We start from the raw sequence: 25931 nt of genomic DNA, 5'->3' as shown, positions 1-25931 counted from the left end.
ATTAAGGAGGAAGCAAGATGGAGCTGTATATCAAAAAAGACCTTCCAGTAAAACCTTATGAAAAGAAATGGCAGTTCTGCATTGGCAGCTGTCATGCGGCTACCCTGCTGCGCACAGATACCCTGCAGATTCTCAGGCGTGTCCATGAGAATCTGGGAATCCGCAGGGTACGGTTTCACGGCACATTTAACGATGATATGGGACTTGTGTGTAATTTCCCTCAGGTGATGGGACTCCCCATTGGAGAGCATATTGTGGAGACAAACTTTTATAAAGTGGGCGTACTCTATGACAATATTCTGGCTTTGGGAATGAAGCCTTTTGTAGAAATCTCTTTTATGCCGCAACTGCTGGCAAAGGATACTACACGCTCTTTCGTTTATGGATCTGTGCCTTCCATGCCCAAAGATATGGGACTCTGGAAAAAGTTTATTCAGGAATATCTGGCGTACCTGTTTCATCGTTACGGGGAGGACGAGGTATGCACATGGTACTTCGAGGTTTGGAATGAACCCGACCTGTCAGATACTTTTTTCCAGAGCAGTCAAAATGGCTATTTTGAGCTATATGCTGCCACAGCCAAAGCAATCAAAGACTTCTGTCCCAGTTTGCGGGTTGGTGGACCGGCCACCAGCGCCAGCCGTTGGGTGGATACCTTTGTGGAATACTGCCAGGCGAACAATGTTCCATTGGATTTCATTTCTACCCACCAGTACATTGGTGATCCTTTCATGGGAGTGTCAGAAGAGGAGGCTCATAAGACGTTTGAACAGCGTCAGGCGGAAAAAGAGGAGCGGGAAAAGAAACAGGAGCAGCGTATAAGCAGATTGAAGAAAGAATTTGAAAACTATACTTCGGACATGCCCCTTTTGGAAGCTCTGCAAAAGCTGTTTGGCGGTGTAGATTTCACAGAGCAGGATTTTGACCGGGATATCTTCCCTAAAAACGCCAGGGTGGTGCAGCAGCAGGCAAGAGGTCTTCCTGTGTTCTACACAGAGTGGAATATGAGTGCCAACTTTGCTTCTCCTAGCCAGGATATGCGGAAAGTGGCAGCCTATGACGTGCGGACTTCCCTGGCAATCGAAGATCTGGTGGACGGTAATAGTATCTGGTGCTGTAGTGATATTTTTGAGGAACTGCATCAGTTCAAAGAGCCGTTCCATGGAGGCTACGGTATTGTAAATTACAATGGCATTCCCAAGCCTGTGTACTACGGTCTGCAAATGCTTGCCCAGGCAGAAGAAAACCGCATTCAGCTGGATAGCACCCGATTTACTGAGACAGAAGCCTCTGCCTTTGAGGGAAATCGGGAAAAACAGGTGCTGCTGTACCGGTTTAATCCCAGGCAGACTGAACTTCCCGGTGAAAAAGTCAAAATTCAGGTGGAGTTGGAAAATGCACCGCGGCGCGTTTATCTACAGCGCATTGACGAAGATCACTGTAATCCCCGAAAGATTTGGGAGAAGATGGGTTCCCCAAATGACCTGAACAGGCAGGAAGTGGCTCAGATTATGGAGGCTTCTGCCATGCGTGACGAAGAACTCCGCTATAGATATGAAAGAGGCGTACTTACTACAGAGGTTTCTGTGGGTGTGAATGATGTGTACTTTATTCGTATTGTGAAGTGAGGCAGAGTATTATGAATGAAATTACCAGGCAAAATAAATTCTTCACGGCTTATGCCATTGCTCCTGGAGTAACCCGTATCCAGGGTCTGGCGTTGGAAAACTGTTATTTGGTGGAGGGGAAGGAACGGGCGCTGCTAATCGACGGTCTTACGGGAATCGGTTCCCTGCGTGCCTTTGTGAGGGAAATGACCGAGCTGCCCCTTACCGTAGCTTTGAGCCACGGTCACCTGGATCACTCAGGCATTGCATGGGAGAGTGGTTGGGTATATGTCCATCCCGACGATGTTATCCTGATGCGTACAAAGGAAATGTCAGGTGTTCAAGAACGAATGGATTTTGTAGAGTTCTACCATAGTCTGGGAGTACCTTTTAGGACAGAGGTGGGAAAAGAAGATGTCCTGCCGCCCCGCCCTCTCTGGACGTTGCCCTTGCGGGATGGAGATATCCTGGATCTGGGAGGAATTTCTATCGAAGTGGTTGGTGTGCCGGGTCACACCCGGGGCTCGTTGGTGTTTCTCGACAGGTTTCACCGCTGCGTATATGCAGGAGACGCTTGTAATGCCAATACGCTTTTAAACCTGGAGGCTTCTGCCTCTATCGCGGAGTATAAAAAGAGCCTGGAGCATTTTTTGACCTACGAAGAAGAGTTTGATGTCCTGTGGAGCGGTCATGATTGCCAGGCAGTACCCAGGAGTATTATCCGGGACGGTATTGCCCTCTGCGAAAGGATACTTACCCGTCAGGATGACGCCATTGAGGTGGAAGACCGTTTTGGAGGGAAAGCACTCTTAGCGGCCCGCCGCAGAGAGGACTGTTCTGTCCGGAGAGGCGGTCTGTGCAACATTGTCTATAGACCGGAGACAATCTTTGAAAACCCGCGGCCTGAGCTTTGAAATCAGAATGGTGGAAGGAGAAAAATATTTATGGAGGAGAAAAACTGGGCATGGATTCCCGGATGGGATGTTCATGATAAAGAGGAACCCCGCATCGTGTATTTCCGTCGGGAGTTCACTCTGCAGGATGTGCCGGAGACCTTGCCGGTGCGCGTTTCGGCGGATTCCCGCTACAAGCTTTATGTGAATGGTCGGTTGGCTGAGTTGGGACCATGCAAAGGGGACGGCAGTGTCTGGTATTATGATACCGTAGATCTGGCTCCCTATTTGATCTCCGGCATTAACGTACTGGCGGCGGTGGTTTTGCGATATCCTTTGGAAGCAGATAAGGGGAGTTTGAGTATTTTCCGAACGGATACACCCGGATTTTATTTCCGGGGAGAATACACGGGGGAGGATGAAAAGACGCATAGTTTATCCGCTGGAGAGGGTTGGAACTGCATTCGGGTACATTCGTTGAAGATCGTGCCGGAAAGTCCCTCCCTTACCCATCTGTATTTTTCAGAACAGGCGGCAGGAGATCCTGATCTTTTCGGGTGGGAACAGTCCGGCTATGATGACAGTACCTGGCAAAAGGCGGAGCCCCTTGGTTGGAGACTTTTACGTAATTTCGATTCCAGTCCGAACCATCTGGAGCTGCGGCCTATTCCGTCTATGAATAAGTTCCCCAGGCGCTTTTTCGGAGTAAAAGAAATGCGCCGGTCTTCCTTGCAGAAAGAGGAGTGGGAACAGATGCTTGCCGGCGAAGCTACAGTAGTGATCCCCGCTCATACCCGGGAGATTATAGAGATCGACGCAGGGGAACTGATGACCGGATTCCCCAGGCTGTTGGTCAGTGGAGGAAAGGGCGCTCAGATCAGGCTGCTGTATGCTGAGTCCTACTATTTGCCTAAAGAAGGCGGTAAGTGGGTAAAGGGTGACCGGACGGATTCAGAGCATGGGGAGTTGCAGGGTGTTTCCGACATTTACCGGGTGGCAGGCATCGGCAGGAGGGACAGACCGGAATTCTATGAATCCTTCTGGTTCCGTACATTCCGGTTTATCCGGTTGGAGATCGACACCCAGGAAGAACCCTTGTCTATGGAGGATTTCTTTTATCGGGAGACAGGTTATCCACTTGAGATGAAAACCTGGGTCAAAACGTCTGATGAGACGATGGAAGCCATATGGGACATCAGTCAGCGAACTTTGCGCCGCTGTATGCAGGAAACCTATATGGACTGCCCTTTCTATGAGCAGATGCAATACGTCATGGATTCCCGGTGCCAGATTTTATATACATATGCAGTTTCAGCGGACGATAGACTGGCCAGGAAATGCTTTGCTGATTTTCGTCGGTCCCAACGTTATGATGGAATGATCGCGTGCAGTTATCCTAATACGGTATTTTCAGCGATTCCGGGGTTTTCCATCTATTATATTCTTATGCTTCATGACCACATGATGTATTTTGGAGATAAAGCTCTTATTCATTTTTACATGCCTGTGGTGGATGCTGTTTTGGAATATTTTGGACAACGGTTGGACGCTACTGGGTTGGTGGGCAGGCTTGGAGGTATTCTTTTCCAGGAAGAAATGTGGTCGTTCATCGACTGGACGGCAGAGTGGGATGCTACTTCAGGAATGCCTCCCGCAGGGCTGCAGGGACCTCTCACAATGGAGAGCCTGCTTTACGTTCTGGGACTGGAGCGGGCGGCAGAGATGGCAGCTTTTGTCGACAGGGAAGATACCGCCCGGGAATACTGCCATCGGGCGGAACAGGTACGCCAGGCGGTCAGACAGTACTGTATGGGCTCAAACGGCATGATTCAGGATGGCCCTGGTATAGAGGAATACAGCCAACACTGCCAGGTGTTTGCCCTGCTGACGGATGTTGTTTCTGTGGAACAGGGAAAGGAGAACCTTCTTAAAACAATGAAGCACCGGACTGGTTATGCCCAGTGTTCTGTGGCGATGTCCTATTATTTGTTCCGGGCTTTGGAAAAAAGCGGGTTATACGATTACACGGACCGATGTTGGGATGTCTGGCGGGAGATGATCCGGGATCATTTGACCACCTGTGTGGAAGAGCCTGTAAACCAACGCAGTGATTGTCATGCGTGGGGCGCTTTGGTGCTGTATGAACTGCCATCCGCAGTGTTGGGCGTTCGCCCTGTCAAACCGGGTTTTGCTGAATTTGAAGTAAAACCAGTGCCGGGAAGGTTTACTTGGGCCGAAGGACAAGTGATCACCCCGAAAGGAATTGTGCAGGTGCGGTGGAAGAAAAACGGCAACAGTCTGGATGTTTCATGGCGCTTTGACGAACAGGAAGCTGATGTGATTGATCAAGGAGGAGTGAAAAATGTCGAATGAAAAGATGGACATGGCGAAGGTATTGGCTGTTCTGGCACAGCCCCGGGAAAAGGCAGCCCCTTTAGAGCAGGTAGAGCGTCTTCAATTAGAAATTGCTTACATCACCAAAAAGAGGGCGGTAGAAACCCGCCCTGTGCGTGTGGTCATGCCTAAAGACATTTTGAAACCCATGCCCCTTGTCTATGTACCCCACTACGAGATGGGGGAGGATTCTGTAGAATTGCGGGATTATCTGGCGCAGGGGTGGGCGGTTGCCTGTCCAGATGCTTTCAGTGACAGCTATAATGGGGCGCTGACTGACGATGATCTGGTGTTCAATAATGCAGCGCTGTATGCTTTGCGCCACCGTCCGGAATTTGACATGAAACGTATTGTTCTGGCGGGCGGCAGTGCCGGTGCTTATATGACCCTTATGCTCAACGGTCTGCAGTTGGGATTATGTGCTTCTGTGGCAAATGGTCCGGTGCCAAATCTGTACTTTAATTTTTATTATTACTGGCAGAAAGCAGTTGCTTTGAATCAGAAGGCGTTGGCGGAGTTACCAGGTGGTTTAGAGGAAAAGGACCCTGCTTCGGGGGGAACCCCGGATGTAATCCGGCATTTTGCTGCACTGCCGATCCCCTTCATAGCCGGGTTGGCGGGACTGTTCTTACCGAATCTGAATAATTTCCCGGACAAAGAAGATTACCATCGTTGGGAGGAACTCTCCCCTATTGGACTGTGTGATTGTTTCAGCAGTCCCATTATCATGAACCATTCTACCTCGGACGTGTTGGTACCGGTGGATCAATTGACCCGAAAGTTCACCTATAAGATGCCGGGAGAATCCCTGCCGCCGGATTTTAATATGCTTTTGCCCCAGGAGTTCCCCGGCAGGTTGGGCAGGGCATTAGATGAGTTACTGCCTGCAGAAGACACCCGGGTAGAGCGTATTACCGTGCCGGCAGAGGATCACGACAGTGATATGATCTATGACAGCACCAGGCGTTTTAACATCAATATTTACGACGATGGTCCTCCGGAGGGTTACGGAACACACTCAGCCCGGCTGGATACTGGTAGGCGGCGGGATATCCCTTACCTGAAGGAGATGTTGGAGCGCACTGCTTCCCAGACATGCCAACTGACGCCGGCTATGCTGAAGCGTCTGCTCCTCCGCTATCAGGGCAGGAGCATCCCACTGCCTCCCCATGAAGGAGTGGACGATACCGTTTACGGTTCTCTGGCAGTATACCGGCAGGAGATCGTGGAAGAACTGAGCAACTGGATTGCGGACCATGGAATGGAAGCCTGCGAAGCAGTGTTGGGACAGGTGATGAAGGAAAAGGGAGAAAGTTCTCTTGAGAAAATTTTTCACAAGATATGTAGTGAAATGCGAGTGCAGCAGTAGTGAGGCGGAAGACGGAGGAGAGGAAGCAGGCTGATGAATGGAGCAGCCTTGCCCCGCAAACTGTCCGGAAAACAGGAACTTGCCCTTGTTCGGACCTATGTGAAGGAAAAATTTTGGGATAAGGAAATGTAGAGATTTAGCGGGCGGCATGGGCGGCTCATACACCCCCGGGCATTGGAGGTCGCCGGTCATCCCGCCCTGGCAGACCACCGCAGCTATAAGCGCCAGGGCATTGATAAAATCCCCTCTGTCTACCGAGCCGAGGCCGAAAAGCCGGAGGACTGGCAGGACAACATGATTGACTTGAGGGAAACCCGGCAGTAGACGGTTTATTTGCTGAACAAGCCGCTGTGCGACCCGGTGCGGGTCAGCGTTAGAACCAACACATCATCTTCGATACGATAAATGAGCAGCCAGTCCGGGAGAATGTGACATTCCCGATGACCTGCCCAATCACCGGACAGATCATGATCGTGGTTTTTATCCGGCAGCGGTTTGCCCATCGACAGCAGCTCCACGACCGGTTCCAACAATTTAATTTTCAGCCCCCGCTTCATGCCCCGCTTTTATCTGCCAGTGCCAACAGGAGACCGGGGAACAGCGCAAGGCCGCCGGGGAACGGTAGCGCTGCATGAAGCGTATCAAACGCCGGATGGCTCGGAGTATGCGATGGAGCAGATATTTTTCGTTATTGACAGCCGATACTACAGCTGCAGCTCCATGATAATCACTACCAACCTGAAACTGGTTGAATTAAAAGAACCTTCCGACCTGGTCCACGCCTGTATCTATGCCTGTTTCAAGGGGGCTTCGCACTAAATTTATCTGACCGGCATATAGGTATCCAGATATTCCAGAGTCTTTCTCATATAATCTGCGTATACGTCAGGGTCATTCTGAATGCCATGCCCGGAATGTTCTCCCAGGTAATAGTCATGGGGGATGCCGTTTTCTTCCAATGCCTTAAGAAGCCGCAGGGACGCTTCGTAAGGCTGAACCTTGTCGCATTTCCCGTATGCCATGAGGGTGGGGACGGTATCGGAATCCACCCACAGAAGCGCGGAGATGTCTTTGATCTCTTTCTCGTATTCCGGCGTGCCGAAACCGGCTGTGATTTCTTTGCCTGCCATGACGCTGAACAGTGCCCTTGCTGCTTCTTCGTTTTTGTCCAGACCGTAGCATTTCCAGTCTTCCGGATAAAAGGAAGAGGGACCGACGGCTTCAAAGACCATCCTCACTGGAACCGGGGAGGAATCAGCGTCCCGGTAAGCGTACAGAAGCGCGAGGCATCCTCCGGCAGAACCGCCGCCGACAGCCATCTCCCGGATCGGATAACCGAGCCGCTCTGCTTCGGCGAGTACATACGGAATGCTCTCGCGGATTTCAACAGACTGGGAGTATACACTTGCTTCCGGATGGTCTTCCGTTCGTAAAGTGTAGTTGATGCCTGCGGTCACGTACCCTTTGGAACAGAGCCATTTCAGAAGCTGTTCATCATCCGATTTGTCACCGGAGGTAAAGCCGCCTGCGTGGAGATAAACGATCAGTCCGTAGCTGTCACGGGAGCGGCCGGCAGGAACATAGAGATCAAAACGGTTCGCTTCCCTGTCCCCGTATGACAGATCCGTGTATACTGTGCCTACAGAATCGTTCCATTCTGTGGTAAATTCCTTCCCGTAAGGATTATATTTCATTTTAAACAGAGCGGACCCGCAGAATGCGGTAATAAAAGCCAATACATAGATAAATCCCCACATCAGTCGTCCCTTCTTTCGTTTCTTTCTGGTAATATCAGTTTCCTGTGTATTCTGACCGGACTTTTTCATAATAAGCTTCCTCCAAACATGGTACCGCCCAGAAGAAAATTCATGAGTGCCCTGACGGCAAGCCTTCCGAGTACGATACCGGCGAGAATTACAATCAGTAAAATCAGAATTCGTTTTTGTGTGAGATTCATGTGTGCCTCCTTTATTGGTATTACAGTATAACAGTATAACAGGTTCTTTTACAGACTTCCGTCTGTGTATGTATCCGGCTTAATGCCGGAGGTGCTGTTCCATCCGGCATATTTCCTCCATACATGAGGATACTGCCTGGGCGAGAGCAGGAACTTCTTCCGCCAGATGCCGCATCCGTCCGAAGAGATCTTCTTTTGGATGGCGCATCCGGTAGGTGAGAAGCTGTTCTGCCGTCTCTTCCCGGTAGAGAGCTGCGCTCCCGTATACAGCGGTGTCCTGGCCGGCGCTGCCATCGCTGCCATGAGCGGGCAGCTGGATGCTGTTTCCGGCATACCGCTCCAGAAGAAGCCTCAGTTTTCCATCTGTAAGGAAATTATCTGCGTTACCCAGTGCAAAATGATGGCGGATGTAAGCAAGATCAGAGGTATGCCCTTTGGGAATGTCGGAACCGTGGCTGCCGTGGCTCTGGGGTTCCCCCTCATCAAAAATATTGATCTGGAATGTTTTATCGTCAAAGGGCAGTTCTGCGACAGAGCCTTCCGGGATGAGAGGGAGCAGCCGCTCGCTGTAAGAGCCTTCCGGAAGCTGTTCCGCAAAACTGCGGTCAAATCCTTCCGGAAGGGGGTAATCCGACAGATGGATGCGGTAATCCCCGGGCAGATCGCTGCTTACATGTTTATAGGTAAAGGAGCGGGTAATCTGATCCACCGGAACGAGAATATCCGAGGTGTTGTGTACTTCCATGAGCGGATTGGAAAAGCAGTCCGCAAGCAGGGAAGGGGTTACGGCAGCGGCAGTGCGGAGATCGTCGAAGCGTGCGTCGTTCTCTGGTGTATGGAACGTGTTGAACACGATACCGAAGGGGATGGGAAGCCGGGTAAGCAGCGACATGAGGTCTGCCCGTCCCTCTTCTTTGAGCGCAGCTGCCGCCGGCGCGTTAAAGGAAGAAACGTACGGCGCATAGTGACGGAAGTTGAAGTATGCGTTTGCAGGCGCTCCGTTTGCCACGGTGCAGCAGGGAAAGAGATGCAGCGCCGAGAGCATCATCGCCATATAGCCTCCCGCCGATCCCCCGGTGATGGCGATCCGGTCCGCGTCGATCTCCGGACGGCGGCGGAGTGCATAGAGCAGGGCAGAGTTTGCCGCGAGCGCGTCACGGGTAAGCTCGGTATTGTGATCTTTTTCCTCAAAAGGGGATGCCACAGCCCAGCCTTCGTTTAAATAGCGGGCCAGTTCAGCGGAGTCCTTCGTGATTTTATAGTAGCTGAAATATACGAGAGGGAGGGGATGTTCTGAAGCCGGCAGATAGAGCCGGCAGCCTGCCTCTCTGCGCACTCCGGTATGGTCGAGGAACGGGATGTCCAGATGTTCCTCACGCACGTTTTCCGGAAACGGGGTGTCCTTATTTTTTGAGAGAATCGCATAGATCCGGTGCAGTCCGCCGCGCTTTTCTTTGTCTTTCTCCGCCGCAGTATTATCTTTGGTGACATTTTTCTGATTCATTCTAAACCTCCTGATAGACAATTCTCAATCTGTCCGGTATTTACATGTTTTTCTAACTATATCACAGGAAAAACGGAAAATTCTTTTCTGATACTGCTGATAGTTTTCTGATTATGCAGAAAAAGCAGGAAGATGAGCCGCGGAGAATGCCGGAAAAAAATTACAGGGAAGTGTGTCAGAACACTTCCCTGTAGTTGTTCTCCCTGTATTGGGAGGGCGTGATCCCCATCCATTTGCGGAATACAGAGGAAAAATTACTCTGCGTCTGGAACCCCATATATGAGGCGATGTCGGAAACGGAACGGTCGCTGTATTTCAGCAGGTTGCAGGCGCGGGAAATTTTTTCCTTTTGGACATAGTTGTGGAAGGAGATGCCCATCTCCCGGGAAAAAAGATTGCACAGGTAGTTCTGGGACAGCCCTACAAACTGCGCGACCTCTTCCAATGTGATTTTCCGGAAGATATTGCAGCTGATGTAGTTCAGGGCACGCTCCATCTGGTAGGAATGGCTCTTTTCTTTGTTTCTGTGTACGAGACGGGCAAACATGACGGCAGCGGTCTGATATGCCTGGTGGAGATCCTCTTCTGTTTTGCAGTAGCTGATACAGAAGAGAAGCGCGTCCGAGAGGTCGAAGGCGTCGTCAGGAACAGCCCCAGCATCAATGGCGACGCGGGAATATATGGCGACTGCGGAAACGACCAGATAGGAAAGACCGGTAAATGTATCTTTCGCCATCATGCCGATATTGCCGCTGATCCTTGGGAAGGGAGCAATATGGATATCCTCGTACCGTCCCTGGCGGATCAGATCAAGCATATTATTTTCTGCTTCCAGAGGAATCCTGCGGAAATCCAGTTCCGAGTTGCGCAGCCTCTGAATTGAGATAATTTTCTCGACCATGGTTTCATCGATCATAGGTTCCACAAATCCTTTCAGTAAAAACTTTCGATACAAAACTGTTTTAAGTATATCATGTAATTGCTCAGGAGTGGAATATTTCTTATCAGGGAATCATGATCTGCCGCTGCACAAAATCCGGTTTCATGAAGCCGGCGGCGGAATATCTGACCGCTTTACGGCTGCTTCAGTGCGTCACCAGACGAATCCAGCTGTCAACCCGCAGCCACCAGTTGTCCGCTGACGGGTTTTTCTGTATAACATAGCTCATATTCCCGCCGGTTGCCGCGACTGCTTTGTGTACGGTTTCCATATCAACGTGGAGCCCGGTGCCCCAGAGTCTGCCCATGGTCGTATTCTCCACGACTTCCGCAAATTCGCCGTAGTCCATACCCTGCCTCAGACCGAGGAACAGTTCACCGTATCCGGCGAATTCCTCCGGACTCATAGCCTCGATAGTGTCGTAGAGCTGCTCGAAGACGTAGCGGGAACTTTTCGAGTATTTCTGGTCAAAACCTATGACTGCGAAGCCGTGAAAGCATCCCAGAAGCAGGTTCAGTTCATAGGCGACGTTCTTTTCCGCGCAGGCAGCCGCCATCATCAGCGCGTTCTGTGCGGGGACCATGAAATCTGAGGTGCCATGCAGGATATACATCGGAACGGAATCCTCTTTTACCTGAAGTTCCAGGGAATGAAGCTGACGTTCATCCTCGGCGGCGTCGGGACCGAGCAGCATGTCATAGGCTCCCGGACAGGTGTATGCGCCGCCTGTTACCAGAGCATATATGAGGACCGCGGCATCCGGACGGTTGGAATAATCCCGGTATTTTCCGTTTTCCGAAAGCTCCGGCAGGTCAAACAGGGTAGCCATGGAAGCGGCAAGGTGGCCTCCGCCGGAGAACCCGGCTGCCGTAATCTGCTGCGGATTGATCCCGAGCCTGCCGCTCTCTGCCCGAAGCAGGCGCACAGCCCGGGAGGCGTCTTTAAGCGCCTGACCGATCATAGGTTTGTCAAGGGTGACGTTATTCGTATAGACGAGTACAAAGGTGTTGTATCCCATCCCGTAGAACTGAGCCGCCACACCGTCCGCCTCGCCGGGGGACATAAGGATGAAGCCGCCGCCCGGAATGATGATCATGGCAGGATGTATTTCTTCGTCCTCGTGAAGCTCCGCCATCAGGAACGGGATAAAACGCCCCGCGCCCGGAAAATGATATTCTTCGCTGTCCCAGAGTTCAATTCTTTTTCTCATCGGTTTTCTTCTCCTGTTTTTATAATACTATAAGAGGATTATCCTGGATCTTCTGCTCTGGATTAAAGATTTCTGCTTCATTCTTACGGCGTTTGCTTTTTGCCGGGAAGTATTTTCAGTATACCTCCCGGTAATTTCTTTTCCGGTATTCCGTAGGACTCATTTTCTGCCATTTCCGGAAGACTACCGAGAAATTCCCGGAGGAGGCGAACCCCAGATAAGCGGCGATCTCTGCCACTGACCGGTCCGTATGCATCAGAAGATTGCATGCCACGTCCGTCTTTTCTTTCTGGATATACCTGTGGACGGAAATCCCAAGTTCATCGGCAAAGAGATGGGAAATGCGGCTTTCAGACAGTCCCGCGTACCGGGAAAGATCTGTCAGAGTGATCTTTTGGAAAATATTCCGGCTGATATAATTCCGAAGCTTTTCAAGCTGAAAGGACTGCTTCTTTCCTTCTGTCAGCCGCCGGTGTACCAGTTTCGCAAACATGGTACCGGCCAGCTGGTAGACCTGGTGAACCTCCTCCACGGACGTACAGGCGGACAGATAAAGAAGCAGGATGTCCGCGAGATCAAAGGCGTCGTCCGGCGCCACCCCTGCGCTGACCGCAGTCCGGGAAAACAGTGTAACAGCCGCGATGACAATATAGGTGTAATTAGTCAGCGGAGAAGGAATCACCGAACCGTGGCTGTCCCTGAATTTTTCAAAAGAAGAGCCTTTGAAATCTTTATAACGGCCTTCCCGGATGAGATTCATCAGTTCAGTCTCCGCTTCCATCGGAATCCTCTGGAAATCTGTTTCCTCATGGTAGAGCTTTATCATCTGAATCGCTGTATTGACCGCTTCCTCAGTGATAGAATTCGGACCCGAAAGCTTCCATTGCCGTTTGTCCTGTATATCGTCTTTCATGAAAATCACACCCTTCCTTCTTTACAGTATAGCATTTCCGCCGGTTCTGCGGAAGTCCGGAATAAGCAGTTTCAGAGAAAAGACAGCAGAAACAGAAGCGAAATAAATCGTTCTTCATGCTATAGTAAACAAATAAACAGTCCGATTTAAAAAATGGAGGGAAACACAGATGAAACAAAATGTAAAAGCAAAACGTAATCCTGACTGGCAGCTTGGACGTTCGGAAAAATTCTGGTACTATACGGGCGATACAGCTAGGCTGTTTGCAACGACGCTTGTCTCAAGTTACATGACCCTGTTTCTCATGTTCCAGGGTATCAGTACAGCGTCCGTGGCAGCCGCGATTCTGATTGTGAAGATCATCGATTCTGTGGACGATGTAATTTTCGGCTTTTTTGTAGACCGGATTCATATCACTGAATGGAAACTGTTCCGCAGGATCACGGGCCCGGGAAAATATATGCCGTGGTACCGGCTCCTTTTCTGGACCTTCCCGGCAGCTACAATTCTTTTCTTCCTGATGCCGCGTGAATGGCCGGATGGGATGAAGATTGCATGGTTTTTCGTCACCTATCTGCTGTATGATCTGACATGTACCCTGTCCGAGGTTCCCATGCAGTCTATGGTTATGACTCTGACGGAGAGCCCCACGGAGCGGAACAGTATCCTGACCGTGAAGGGGGTTATTACTGTGATCGCAGCCATCGGCTTCTCTGCAGTCACCTCATTCCTGATCAGCGAGTCCGTCGGAATGTCCATCACCACCGTTGGAATCGGCGGAGCAGTGATCTTCCTGATTATGATGGTCCCCATGGCGTTCAAGGTGCGTGAGCACAATGTGGCGCTGAAAAATGTGGAACAGGAGGGCAGCCAGGAAAAATATACCTTCCGGGACATGCTCCGCTGTGTGACGACAAACAAGTATATCTTCGTCTTCTTTCTCGCCATGGTGATTCAGACTGTTCTCTGTACCCGGCTTGCTGTGGAGACTTTTGTAGGCTTTTACATATTTAATGATGCCATGACGCTGACCTATGTCATGCTGATCGGCTTCGTGCCCGGTATTATTTTAAGCGGTCTGTGCGGAAAGATCGCAGACAGGATAGGAAAGAGAAACCTGCTCGGTATTATTTATCTGCTTCTGGCAGCGGCGTCCCTGATTATCTACTTTTTCTGCCGGGAGAGCAAGGTTATGTTTATTGTCGTGGGAGGGCTCTGCGCGATTCCAAATGCACTGGTGTCTGTGGCAACCACATATTTTGCCCCGGATACTATCGAATATACCCGGTATAAGACAGGAAAGGACTGCTCTGGTATCTTTTTCTCCATACAGTCTTTTATTAAGAAAGCGACGAACGGAGTTGCTTCATCTCTTGCACTTGCCATCCTTGCTGTATTCGGCTGGCAGGAGGTGACAGGCGAAAGTTTCGCGGATCTGGCAGCCCAGGGCGTCACACAGTCTTCGCAGGCTCTGAATGCGCTGTGGAACGTGGGATATCTGATCCCGGCTGCCGGCTGTCTGATTGCGGCGCTGCTCCTTTTCCTCTTCTATAATCTGAAGGATAAAGACGCAGAGCTTATGGGAAAATGCAACGCGGGACTTATCAGCCGGAAAGAATGTGAGGAAATGCTCTCCGGCAGTAAATCAGTATAGATGAAGGGGATGAAAAAGGAGAAAGTTTATGAACGGAAAATCAGAAGAAAAAAGAATCGGAAGTGCGTATAATGTAAACGGCCTGATGAATCAGGATGAAGAAGAACAGCATGATCCGGAAAAAGCGGCAGAACAGGCGGAAGCGGCAGCACGGATTCAGAAGATTGTCAGCAGACTCTTCGCCGAACTCCCAAAACCAGTCTGTGAACATGCCCTGCGGCGGGAAATGTCTGTTACGATGCCGGACGGTGTGAAACTGGCATGCGTGGCATATTTCCCGGAGGGAAGAGGACCGTGGCCTGTGATTCTTCACCGCTTTCCCTACGGTCCGTCAAAGTTCCCGGATCACGATCCGGCTGCAGAGATCTTCGCCCGCCAGGGTTATGTATATTTTGAATGCCGCTGCCGCGGTACCGGGCTTTCGGAAGGATATTTCCAGGCTTTTGAGCAGGAGACGGACGATGGCGCCGCAGTCCTCGATTTCGTCTCCGCCCAGGACTGGTGCGACGGAAATATCGGAACTTACGGCGCCTCCTATATGGGACATACCCAGTGGGCAGTTGCCGGTACGGACAATCCGGCGCTCAGGACCATGTATATCCAGGTCTACGGCGGACATCCCTATGAGACTTTCTACCGGAACGGAATGATCCGCCAGGATATCTGGCAGAGCTGGATCACCGGCAACGGAGGGGACGCCCGGGACCGTGCGGAGTCCCTGAGCGCGGAACTGAATCAGAAAGCATTCGGAATCCGGCCGCCGGAGAAGATCGGCGAGATACTGCTCGGCGATCCTCTTCCCTGGGCACAGAAGATTTTAACCAGTCCCCAGGAGACGGACGATGCCTGGCAGAAGGGCTTCTGGAAGGAACTGAAAGACCGGGCGGAAAGACTGCGGCTTCCGGTCGCGCTGCAGTGCGGATGGTTTGACGTGTTTTTCCAGTCCCAGATGGACTCCTGGAGAGCGCTTCCACCGGAGACGCGGGAAAAGAGCCTCTGTCTCATCGGTCCCTGGGATCACTTTGGAATGACGAACGGAGTTCTGCCGTATCCTGATCAGGAACGGTACGGCGTGCTTCAGATCAAAACCACCCTGCAGTGGTTCGCACATTTTCTGAAGGGAGAGCCTCTCACACTTCCTGTCGGAGGTGTTCAGGCGTACTGCATCGGTGACAATGTGTGGCGGTTCTGGAAGGAGGATCTGAAAGCGGGAGAGCATTTCCGGCTGTATCTGGGTTCGCGCAGCCTGGAAACAGAAGCTCCGGAAAAAGGACACTTCACCTATTCCTACGATCCGGAACACCCGGTTGCTTCCCTGGCGCTTGGACTCAACAAGGGAACTGTATTAAGCCCGAAAGCAGGGGAACGTGAGAAGGAAGGCGTTTACAGTTTTGTCTCCGGCCCCCTTGAACAGGATGTCCGTCTGACCGGGAAAATGCGTGCGGAACTTTTCGTTTCCTCCACGGCGCCGGCAACGGCATTTACCGTCGGGCTTTTCGACGAACGCCCGGAAGGGGCATATCTGGTCATCAATGACATTACGGACATCCGCTATGAGAAGGATCATTTTGCGGATTACACGCCGGGCACGGTGAAAAAGATTGTACTGGAATCCCAGGATATCGTCTGGACCTTCCGGAAGGGAAACAGGATACGCATTGATGTCTCTTCCTCCGATTTCCCGTGGTATAACGCGCATACGAACACCACGGTGAACTGGGGGAAGGCAACGGAATCCGCGGTTGCGGACAATACGGTATGGTTTGGAGGGGATACGCTTTCAAAGATCGTTCTCCCCGTATGTCCGGATGACGAGGTACCTGCCAGATCATAGATATATCCTTCTGCCGGGCGGCGAAGCAGTATTAAGCCGCAGCTTTTCCGGTCCGGCAGACCGGACTTCAGCTGAAGCAGATTAAGAAGAATAAATCAGACAGACAATAACCACTCAGAAGGAGGCTGATCCCATGAATCAGACAGACAATATCAGATATGACGCAGATCATGACAGTATATCAAAGAACGCTGCCGGGGAAAATCCGGCAGGCGGAAAAAGCAAAGAGGAACTTCACAGGATCTATGCGATCCTGTCCAAAAACGAGAATGTTCCTTTCCCGGAAAACATCCGTGAGGAGCATTTCCAGGTTCCGTTTCTTGACCACACCGGGACCCCCAGGACGGCAAAAGGCTGTCTGTACCTGCCGGAGTCGGACCGTCCGCTTCCGCTGGTGTATTTCAGTTACTATAAGATCACCAGGGATTCCTTTGAACTGGCGCGCTGCCTGAACGAAGGATGGGCGGTGGCGTCTCCTTTTGAGAAGCAGGATCACAATTCCGAGCTCACCCGTGATGCACTGGCTGCAAACTCCGCGTTGCTCTATGAACTCCGGCACCGTCCGGAGATCGACGCAGAGCGGATCGCCCTCACCGGCGGGTCAGCCGGCGGTTACACGGCGATGATGCTCTCTGCGCTGCATCTGTTTCCCTGCTGCACTACGGCAGCAGGCGCATTTGCCAATGTTTATTTTAATTTCCGCCATTACGCGCCCTATCTGTCCACATTCAACGCACCGGCGGCGATGGCGCTCAGGGAGGAGGAACGCGCGGATCTGATGACGCTGCTCTCCCATCTCCCGATTCCTTATGGTATCGTGTTCAACACCTGCAGGACTCCGGAAATCGACGCGCGGCTCGATGACCTGGACACGGCTGCGGCGGTTACGCCGACTATGCTTACGGACTGCTATTCCAATCCGCTCATGGAGCAGCATAACACCTCAGACATCCTGGTTCCGGTTGACCAGATCACCCGCTCCTTTACTTATGAGCACGTAAGCAGCGACCTGCCGGATGATTTCCGGATAAGGCTTTCGGATTACCCTCTGCCGGAGGGATTCAGCCGGAGCTTTGTGGAACAGCTGCCGGAAGGCTCCTTTACAGAACGGCTGGTTTCCCTGGTACCGGAGGGCTCTGTCGGAGAGCTGCCTTTCGATGAAAAGCCCTTCCAGATCAATATTATTGATGAGGGTGAACCCCAGAGTCATGGAAGCCACGGCTCCGACATTCCCAAGGGAAATCTTTCCGACCTCGCTTTTCTTAGCCATTATTTCACGCAGGGAAATGCAGACAACTTCCTTACAGATGGAAAACTGAGGCTGCTCCTTAAGCGCTGCGCAGGCTTAAGCGCCGCACTGCCCGCACATACGGACGAAGCGGCAGAACGGGAAGGAATTTACGGAAGCCTTTCGGTCTACCGGAAGGAAGCTGCGGAACAGCTTGCCGTCTATCAGAAGAACCATCCGGGGGAAGATATTGCCGGTCGGATGCGCGTACTGGCAGAGCAAGAAACGGAACTGGCAGAGGCCGCCGCATTTTGTATAGAAGCAGTAGAGAAAACCGGACAGCTGAAGGGAGTCTGAAAAAATATGGAAGAACATACTTTTCTGGCAGGAGCAGCCAGAGAGAACATCACACCTGGGAAAAAGCTGATGCCTATGCCGCTGATCTGGGGAATCCGCTTTACCAGGGTGCTCGATCAGGTGCATGTCCGCGCGCTTGCCCTGTCGGACGGCGAACGGAAGAGCCTTTTCATCATCTTTGAGATGACGCTGGTTCCCTATGCGGACGAAACGCTGCGCTTTGTGGCAGAAGTTACAGGAATCCCGAAGGAACAGATCTTTATCGCCGCTACCCATACACACGGAGTAACACCGGTCAGCCTGGGGATCTATAAAGAACATTCCCGCGCGGAGAAAAAATGCCGGAAATGGTATGAGGAGGTCATCCTGCCGGCACTGAAGGCTGCGGTGAACCGTGCGCAGTCCCGCATGGTTCCGGCAAGATACGGCTATGGAACCGGACAGTCCTATATCAACGTCAACCGGGACGCTGTGTTCGGCAGCGAGTCCCGGATCGGAAGCAATTTCGAACGTCCCAGCGACCGGACTATCCGGATGGTTCGCATTGAATCGTTAAGCGGAAGACTGATTGCACTGATTGTAAATTATGCCTGCCACGCGGTTGTGATGAACGGATGTCTCCGGGGGCTGGGTACAGGGCTCACCGGCGATCTGCCGGGCAGAACCTGCTCAAGACTGGAGGCGGAACTGGACGGCGGCGTTGTCCTGTGGTGCTCCGGCGCAGCGGGGGATCAGAATCCAAGGATTATGACGCAGTACGGCGGGACAAGAGAAAAAGGAAAACCGGTGCTGAAGAATCTGGGGAAGGCGGGGTACACAATCCTGGAATATCTGTCCGATGAGCATGCCAGAGATATCCGCAGGGCTGCCAGGAAAATCCGCTGTACAGAGAATACAGGAACCATATACTGTGCGGAAAAAACAGCGATGGTCCGGAGCAGGGACAGCAGGGACGCCAAAATTCCCTACACGCTGCGCCTTTTTATGATCGGAGATATCGCCTTTGAAGGGATCTCCGCCGAGATCGTCACTTCCGTAGGAAAGGCGGTCCGGGAAGTATCTCCGTACGAAAAAACGATTCTGGTTTCCCATGCGCTCGGCTATCAGGGCTATGTGGCTGACGACTGGGAGTATGAACATAACGCTTTTGAAGCCGGCAGCGCCAAAACAGCAAAGGGGGCGGCACAGGAGGCATTTGTCAGCGGCTTTGGAGAACTTTTCCGGGAGAAGGAGCAGACCGGGCATCCGGGCGGCACGCCGGGCATCAAAGCAGAAAATAAGGAAATACAGGAGGAGAAAAGCTGTGGAACAGTATGAAACCGATCACTATAATCTTGTCCGCAGGGCAGCGCCTGAGTGCATGGTACTCCTTAAGTCCGACGGAAAGTTCCCTCTTTCCGAACCCTGCAGGATTGCGGCATTTGGAGGCGGAGTGCGCCACACCATTAAGGGCGGCGGAGGTTCCGGTGATGTAAATGTCCGCGCCTACACGAATATCGAACAGGGACTGAAAAACGCCGGTTTTACAATCAGTTCAGGCGCGTGGCTGGACGGCTATGACCAGGCTGCCGCAGCTGAAGCGGCGCGGCATATAGAGTTTGTTATGAAAAGAATACAGGAAAACGGTCTTATGGGAGCCTTTGAAGATATGGAGGTCCATCAGCCGGAGTATGATCTGCCTGTTGACGGGGAGGGAACAACGGCGGTCTATGTGTTGGAACGGAACAGTACGGAAGGCGCTGACCATCAGGTCAGGAAGGGGGATTTTCTTCTTTCTGATATTGAGATCCGGGATATCCGTACCGCCGCGGAACGCTACGAGCGCTTTATGCTGGTTATCAACAGCGGATGTTTTATTGATCTCTCGCCGATTCTGGACGAGGTACAGAATATTCTGTTCCTTTCAGAAACAGGCATTGCCATCGGAGACGCTTTTGCGGACGTGCTGCTTGGAAAGGCTTATCCATCCGGGAAGCTCAGCGCGACATGGAGCGTTTACGGGGATTATCCGTCAAAAGATACTTTCGGTTCTGAAGATGATACCGAATACCGCGAAGGAATATACGTCGGATACCGGTATTTTGATACGGCAGGTATCAAACCGCTGTTTCCTTTTGGATATGGACTGGGTTATACGGAATTTACATTAAATACAAGGGCTCTTACGCTTTGCGGCACAAAGCTCCATGCAGAGGTGGAAGTAAAGAATACCGGCCGTTTCCGTGGAAGAGAGGTAGTGCAGATCTATGTATCTCTTCCCGGCAGGGAGCTGGCGCAGCCTGCGCAGGTACTGGCAGCTTTTGAAAAGACGCAGGAGCTTGCCCCCGGGGCGGAAGAGACAGTGAAACTTTGTTTTGATATGTCAGAGCTTCGAAGCTATGACAAAAAACGTTCTGCCCGTATCCTGGAGGGCGGCGGATATATTGTCCGTGTCGGGAACAGCAGCCGGAATACGCAGCCTGCCGGGATTGTACATTTGGATGAGACGGTGGTCTTCGAAAAGCTGTCACATACCGGAGGCACCGCCGGTTTTTCAGAGCTGTGTCTGCCATGCAGGGCAGAGGCTTTGCCGAATGTCCCCGGACTTGAACTGCATGGGGCGGATTTCGATGATCTCAGCGAACACCCGCAGACGCTTCCGGCGCAGAGTGATAAGGCGCGTCTCCTGGCAAAGTCGCTCAGGGATGAAGAACTTGCCGCGCTCTGTATCGGTTCCTGGCAGAACGGAAACGATAATCAGAGCGTGGTTGGAAACGCGGGAACACATGTTATGGGATCAGCGGGAGAAAGCAGTGACCTGCTGCGTGACAGGGGAATACAAAGCCTTTCAATGACAGACGGACCGCAGGGACTCCGTGTCTCACAGGTATACTGCGAGGATGAGAACGGGTATCGTTTTTATGCGGAGGGCAGTAAAGAATATGAGATTCTGCAGATGTTTTCCGCTGTTGTTCCGGCGGAAAATCTGCGCATACCCGCGCCGTCTTCCAATTCTTCGGGAAAGGTCAGGCGGATTGAGCAGAACTGTACTGCAATCCCTGTAGGAATGGCGCTGGCGCAGAGCTGGAATCCTGAGTTGTGCGAGACGATGGGAGATCTTGTGGGGGATGAGATGGAGCGGATTGGCGCCCGTGTGTGGCTGGCTCCCGCCATGAACATCCACCGGGACCCGCTTTGCGGCAGAAATTTTGAGTATTATTCCGAGGACCCGCTGCTCACGGGGAAAATTGCCGCTGCTGTTGTGCGCGGGACACAGAGGCATCCGGGCTGTGCAGCTACGGTCAAGCATTTCTGCTGCAACAACCAGGAAACAAACCGCATGTTTAATAACAGCAGACTTTCGGAACGGACGCTGCGTGACATTTATCTTAGAGGCTTTGAGATCGCTGTTAAGGAGGCAAAGCCGTATTGTGTGATGAGCTCTTACAATCTTCTGAACGGCGTACATACATCCGAAAGGCGGGATCTCCTCGAGAACGTTCTGCGCCGGGAATGGGGCTTTGACGGTGTTGTTATGTCGGACTGGGTGGTCCGGATTCCTGTCAATCTGGAGCACCATTACCGCGCGGCAGCCACGGCAGATGCCATTGCGGCGGGAAACGACCTCTTTATGCCGGGAAGCCGTGAGGATTTCGAGGCAGTTATGGCTGCGCTTGCCGACCCCCGGTCTGCGCTTACCCGGGAGCATCTGGAGACAAGTGCGGCGCGGGTCATTGATCTGAGTCTGACACTGTGGGAACAGTAATTTTATATAGAGACAGCTCTGCAGGATTTAAGGATATTTGAACCGTTGGATTGTGGCAGGGCTGTCTTTTTTTGCTTTTCCGTGCGTTAGCCAAAATGTGTAAGAATGGGACAGAAATCTTTAATTCAGAGCAGAAGACAGGGGATTATCTGTTTATAGTAGATAGAAAGAAAGCGGCTGACTGTATGAAAAAAATGTCTGCCCCGGGGAAAAACAGCAGCCGTCAGAGTACAGAAAAAACCAGGAAAAAGTGAAAAAAACAGGAAAGGAAAAATAAAATGGGAAAAGAGAAAAAAGCACAGAAACATGCAGGATGGCTGACCACAAAAAAGGAACGGCGCTATTATATTATGGGCGATCTGGCGCGGTCGTTTAACAGTACAATGTTTAACTCTTATGTGACATTGTTTCTGATGTTCCAGGGGGTGGATCTTACCAGTGTGGCGATCGTGACCCTGCTGATCAAGGTAGTGGATTCGGTGGACGACGTGGTGTTCGGCTACCTGGTAGACCGGATTCATCTGGAGAAGATGAAACGCCTGAAAAAGATTCTGGGAGCGGGCAAATATCTGCCCTGGTACAGGTTCACCTTCCTGATGTTCCCACTTGCGACAGTCCTTTTTTACCTGATGCCGTCAGGGCTGCCGCAGGCAGGAAAGATCGCCTGGTATGTAGTGACTTTTCTGCTGTTTGACCTGACGTATACTCTCTGCGAGGTGCCGATGAATTCTCTGATCATTACATTGACGGACAATATGGAAGAGCGGCATCATATCCAGACAGTCAAAGCGATGTGGGTGGTAGTATCAGCAGTCCTTTTAAGTGTTGTTTCCAGTTTCCTTATCAGCGAATTTGTCGGTCTTCCGATCCAGGTGTCCGGAATTTCCATGACTGTGATATTTACAGTAATGATGATTCCGTTTGCGTTAAAAGGAAAAGAACACAATGCAGAATTGAAAAACCCGGAAGGAGAAGAGCGCGAAGAATATACATTCCGGCAGATGTTCCGCTGCCTGAAAGAGAATAAATATCTGTTGGTCTACATTGTCAGCCTGTTCATCAGTACGGTACTGATCTCTCTGAACAGCGCGATGGGAATGTTCGTGGGATTCTATATCTTTCATAACTCCCAGGCAAGCAGCATTGCGACACTTGTGATGTTTATCCCGGCGCTGCTGCTGATGACCCAGGCGCAGAAGATTTGTACAAAACTGGGAGGAAACCAGAGAACACTGATCATTATGAGCGCGTTTTACACATTGATCTACACGCTGCTGTTCCTGTTTGGCAGGATGAACATTGTGATCTATGTGATCATCATGATCCTGGTGGGACTGCCCAATTCGGTGCTCGGTGTAATCAGAAGCTTTGTACTGCCGGATACGATCGAGTATGCAAGATATAAGACCGGACAGGACTGTTCCGGTATCTGCTACGCGCTTCTCTCCTTTGTCAATAAGATGACGGCGAGCGTGGGCGGCAGCATCGGCATGATGATACTGGCACTGTTCGGATGGGTGTCGGTAAACGCTACGGACTTTGCAGATCTGGCAGCGCAGAATGTGGCGCAGCCGCAGTCAGCCATCGATGCGCTCTGGTGCATCAGTACCCTGGTGCCTGCGATCGGAGCGGCGGTTGGCGCTCTGCTGCTGATCTTCTACCGCCTGGACGATAAGGACGCGAAGCTCATGGCGAAGTGCAACGCCGGAGAGATCACAAGAGAAGAGTGTGAGGCGCAGCTGTCGAGAAAATACTGATTGCATTCAGGAAAGGAGAAGAACGATGGAGCGCTATCAGGATTCATCTCTTACGCCCCGGGAGCGGGCGGAAGATTTGCTGAAGAAAATGTCACTGGAGGAGAAGATGGCACAGGTCACGGGAATCATCTGTCCGCCGGTATTTACCGATGAAGAGACGGAAGGACTGAGGAAAAGATTCCCGCATGGAGCGGGGCATATCTCCGCACTGATCATGCTGAAGATCCCGGATGTGAAGGACGTCTGCCGGATGCAGCGGACGCTGCAGAAAATGGTGATGGAGCAGAGCGGACACGGGATCCCTGCCATCTTCCATATGGAGGGACTTACAGGCGCCATGCTCGTCGGTGCGGTAAGCTTTCCTTACGGGATCGGAAGAGGGGCGACATTCGATCCGGAACTGGAGGAACAGATCGGACGGATTACGGCAAGGCAGGAGCTTGCCGCCGGCATTACCCAGATCCTGTACCCTGTCCTGGATATCGCCCGTGATCCCAGGCACGGCAGGTACGGGGAGCCTTACGGGGAAGATCCCACACTGGCAGCTGTTATGGGAGCGGCAGCTGTCCGTGGAGTTCAGGGGCAGGAAGTGGACGGACTTCGTGCTGCTGCGTGCGGAAAGCACTATATGGCTTATCACAAATCAGAAGGCGGGATCAATACAGCCCATATGGAGATCGGTCCGCGCATGCTCCGGGAAATTCACGGGAAGCCCTTCCAGGCGGCATTTTCGAATGCGGACCTCCACTCGGTGATGCCGTGTTATGATGCATCTGATGCCGGTCCGATATCGGCGTCCCATGAGTTCCTGACAGAGATACTGCGGGATGAAATGGGATTTGACGGGATAACAGTATCGGACTATGGAGCAGTGGGAAATGTCCACACAGTCCATTATGTGGGAGAGACTCCGGCTGATGCGGGATATCGCTGCATGAAGGCAGGAATGGATGTGGAGCTTCCCCTGCCCGTCGGTTACGGAGAAGAACTGAAGAAGATGTTCGGGGACGGCAGGGCAGATATGGAGGTGCTCGACCGGGCAGTTATGCGGGTGCTCACGGAAAAATTCCGCATGGGGCTGTTCGAGCATCCATTCGCACTGGAAGATGAGGCGTTTTCAAAAGTATTCTATCAGTCCGGAGCGAGGAAAGTCTCCCTGAAATGCGCGAGAGAATCAGCGGTACTCCTGAAGAATAACGGGATTCTCCCATTGAAAAAGAACATCCGAAAACTGGCAGTAATCGGCCCGCAAGCAGATTGGGCAAACTATTATTTCGGCGGATACAGTACTGTGGGATCACTGGACGCAGCGTCAGCGGCTTCCAACAGCCAGGCAGGGATCGCGGGGAATGACCCGTCCAACGCGGACAAGGCTGTGATGATCGCAGGAACCGGCGTGGAATTCAGCGAGACGGAACGCTTCGGGAGAAATCTCTCTATGGTACAGCCGGACTGTACGACGCTTCTTACAGAACTGCGCAGGCGGTTCCCGGACGCACAGGTTGTCCATGCACATGGGTATCATATCGCCGGAAGCGGTACAGAGGAGTTCGCAGATGCCCTGGAAATCTGCCGGGGAGCAGATGCGGCGGTTCTCACTCTGGGCGGGAAGCACGCCTCCGGTTCCATCGCCACGATGGGAGAAGGTGTGGACGCATCAAATATCAATCTGCCGCCCTGCCAGGAGGCATTTATCCGCGAGGCAGCGAAGCTTGGTATCCCGCTGGTCGGTGTGCATTTTGACGGGAGACCGGTTTCTTCTGACACGGCGGACGAGTGCCTGGATGCTCTTCTGGAAGCGTGGAATCCGGGTGAATTCGCAGGATGTGCGGTAGCGGAGATCCTCTGCGGAAAAATCTGCCCCTCCGGAAAGATGCCCGTGACCACTGCGCGGTGCGCAGGGCAGATTCCTATGTACTATAACCATCCCAACGGTTCCTCATGGCATCAGGGAGAGAGCGTGGGATTCCGCAATTATGTAGATCTGCCCCATGAACCGAGGTACTGTTTCGGCTACGGGCTGTCTTACACGTCCTTTGAATATTCGGACCTGCGGATCAAAGCTGCGGACAGCCGGGGAGAGACCGTGCCGCAGTTAAATCCGGATGGCGAAGTGGAGATCTCGTTTACTCTTAAGAATACGGGAGGGATAACCGGAACAGAGACCGTTCAGCTCTATCTGAGGGACTCTTACGCTTCCATGCTCCGTCCGGTAAAGGAACTCCAGGGATTCTGCCGGGCAGAGCTTAAGCCCGGAGAGGAAAAGCGGATTACGTTTTGCTGCGCTCCGTCCCAGATGGCATTCCTCACCCATGAGATGAAGTGGAAGATCGAGAAGGGCCGGTACGAGGTCTGCGTGGGCGCATCCTCGGAAGATATCCGGCTGACCGGCGCATTCGAGGTGACGGAGGACCGCTTTACGGAAGGCAGGAACAGGAGATTCTGGGCAGAGTGTGTGCAGCACTCAGACACAGAGGCATAAGGACGCAGAGGCATAAAGAGACGGACAGCATCAGACACTCGGCTTGCGGTGGTCTGGTGCTGTTTTTTTCAGGAAAACAATGAAGAA

General features: G+C 52.1%; 18 protein-coding genes and 1 pseudogene. 12 read left to right on the top strand and 7 right to left on the bottom strand.

Translation table 11 applies throughout. The features are described from left to right. Positions 1-17 precede the first annotated feature (17 nt). Genes B5F07_RS09135 through B5F07_RS09120 form a run of 4 tightly spaced genes read left to right on the top strand, consistent with a single transcriptional unit; the run spans position 18 to position 6263 of the window. Positions 18-1628 (top strand): GH39 family glycosyl hydrolase, encoded by a 1611-nt coding sequence (locus tag B5F07_RS09135; protein ID WP_087160973.1) that lies wholly within the window; start codon positions 18-20, stop codon positions 1626-1628. A gap of 11 nt (positions 1629-1639) precedes the next feature. Further along, a complete protein-coding gene (locus B5F07_RS09130) occupies positions 1640-2521 on the top strand; it encodes an MBL fold metallo-hydrolase (RefSeq protein WP_087160972.1) in 882 nt (293 codons plus the stop codon). 30 nt (positions 2522-2551) lie between these two features. Next, complete coding sequence (locus B5F07_RS09125) at positions 2552-4873, top strand: alpha-L-rhamnosidase-related protein (RefSeq protein WP_087160971.1); 2322 nt, start codon at positions 2552-2554, stop codon at positions 4871-4873. Continuing rightward, positions 4863-6263: an alpha/beta hydrolase family protein gene (locus B5F07_RS09120; RefSeq protein ID WP_087160970.1), complete on the top strand. Its 1401-nt coding sequence runs from the start codon at positions 4863-4865 to the stop codon at positions 6261-6263. Before B5F07_RS09125 ends, B5F07_RS09120 begins: the two co-directional genes overlap by 11 nt. A gap of 329 nt (positions 6264-6592) precedes the next feature. Here B5F07_RS09120 and B5F07_RS09110 read toward each other — a convergent pair whose 3' ends face one another. Then, entirely contained in the window at positions 6593-6820 is a 228-nt protein-coding gene (locus B5F07_RS09110; RefSeq protein ID WP_087160969.1) for a type II toxin-antitoxin system YafQ family toxin, read from the bottom strand. Positions 6821-6920: 100 nt separating this feature from the next. Here B5F07_RS09110 and B5F07_RS09105 point away from each other — a divergent pair. After that, positions 6921-7055 (top strand): annotated as a pseudogene (locus B5F07_RS09105) (ATP-binding protein); the annotation flags it as partial. Between the two features lie 29 nt (positions 7056-7084). Here B5F07_RS09105 and B5F07_RS09100 read toward each other — a convergent pair. From B5F07_RS09100 to B5F07_RS09080, 6 genes are all read right to left on the bottom strand, one after another. Continuing rightward, positions 7085-8089 (bottom strand): alpha/beta hydrolase, encoded by a 1005-nt coding sequence (locus tag B5F07_RS09100; protein WP_242972481.1) that lies wholly within the window; start codon positions 8087-8089, stop codon positions 7085-7087. Further along, complete coding sequence (locus tag B5F07_RS23280; RefSeq protein ID WP_275533114.1) at positions 8086-8220, bottom strand: hypothetical protein; 135 nt, start codon at positions 8218-8220, stop codon at positions 8086-8088. Before B5F07_RS23280 ends, B5F07_RS09100 begins: the two co-directional genes overlap by 4 nt. A gap of 79 nt (positions 8221-8299) precedes the next feature. Then, positions 8300-9724, bottom strand: coding sequence for an alpha/beta hydrolase family protein (locus tag B5F07_RS09095; RefSeq protein ID WP_087160968.1), 1425 nt, complete (start codon positions 9722-9724; stop codon positions 8300-8302). Between the two features lie 175 nt (positions 9725-9899). Next, positions 9900-10640 carry a helix-turn-helix transcriptional regulator gene (locus tag B5F07_RS09090; RefSeq protein WP_087160967.1) on the bottom strand — a complete coding sequence of 247 codons (741 nt, stop codon included), beginning with the start codon at positions 10638-10640 and terminating at the stop codon, positions 9900-9902. Between the two features lie 169 nt (positions 10641-10809). Beyond that, positions 10810-11874 carry an alpha/beta hydrolase gene (locus B5F07_RS09085; protein ID WP_087160966.1) on the bottom strand — a complete coding sequence of 355 codons (1065 nt, stop codon included), beginning with the start codon at positions 11872-11874 and terminating at the stop codon, positions 10810-10812. 115 nt (positions 11875-11989) lie between these two features. Next, on the bottom strand, positions 11990-12787 hold the full coding sequence (locus tag B5F07_RS09080) for a helix-turn-helix domain-containing protein (protein ID WP_087160965.1): 798 nt from the start codon (positions 12785-12787) through the stop codon (positions 11990-11992). A 169-nt stretch (positions 12788-12956) separates the two neighbouring features. Here B5F07_RS09080 and B5F07_RS09075 point away from each other — a divergent pair, with 169 nt between their 5' ends. The 7 genes from B5F07_RS09075 (at position 12957) to B5F07_RS09040 (ending at position 25844) form a co-directional block, all read left to right on the top strand. Next, on the top strand, positions 12957-14441 hold the full coding sequence (locus B5F07_RS09075; protein ID WP_087160964.1) for an MFS transporter: 1485 nt from the start codon (positions 12957-12959) through the stop codon (positions 14439-14441). Between the two features lie 28 nt (positions 14442-14469). Further along, on the top strand, positions 14470-16275 hold the full coding sequence (locus B5F07_RS09070; RefSeq protein WP_087160963.1) for a CocE/NonD family hydrolase: 1806 nt from the start codon (positions 14470-14472) through the stop codon (positions 16273-16275). A gap of 133 nt (positions 16276-16408) precedes the next feature. Next, on the top strand, positions 16409-17860 hold the full coding sequence (locus tag B5F07_RS09065; RefSeq protein ID WP_087160962.1) for an alpha/beta hydrolase family protein: 1452 nt from the start codon (positions 16409-16411) through the stop codon (positions 17858-17860). Between the two features lie 6 nt (positions 17861-17866). Further along, complete coding sequence (locus B5F07_RS09060) at positions 17867-19177, top strand: hypothetical protein (protein WP_087160961.1); 1311 nt, start codon at positions 17867-17869, stop codon at positions 19175-19177. Next, positions 19164-21605, top strand: a complete 2442-nt coding sequence (locus B5F07_RS09055; protein ID WP_087160960.1) for a glycoside hydrolase family 3 N-terminal domain-containing protein — start codon at positions 19164-19166, stop codon at positions 21603-21605. The genes B5F07_RS09060 and B5F07_RS09055 overlap by 14 nt, the downstream gene beginning before the upstream one ends. A gap of 278 nt (positions 21606-21883) precedes the next feature. Continuing rightward, positions 21884-23362, top strand: a complete 1479-nt coding sequence (locus tag B5F07_RS09045; protein ID WP_087160958.1) for an MFS transporter — start codon at positions 21884-21886, stop codon at positions 23360-23362. Positions 23363-23387: 25 nt separating this feature from the next. Beyond that, positions 23388-25844, top strand: a complete 2457-nt coding sequence (locus B5F07_RS09040; RefSeq protein ID WP_087160957.1) for a glycoside hydrolase family 3 N-terminal domain-containing protein — start codon at positions 23388-23390, stop codon at positions 25842-25844. Positions 25845-25931: the final 87 nt, after the last annotated feature.

It is taken from the genome of Lachnoclostridium sp. An169, assembly GCF_002160525.1.
GTDB classification, from domain to species: Bacteria; Bacillota; Clostridia; order Lachnospirales; family Lachnospiraceae; genus Mediterraneibacter; species Mediterraneibacter cottocaccae.
This window is presented reverse-complemented; position numbering and strand designations above follow the sequence as displayed.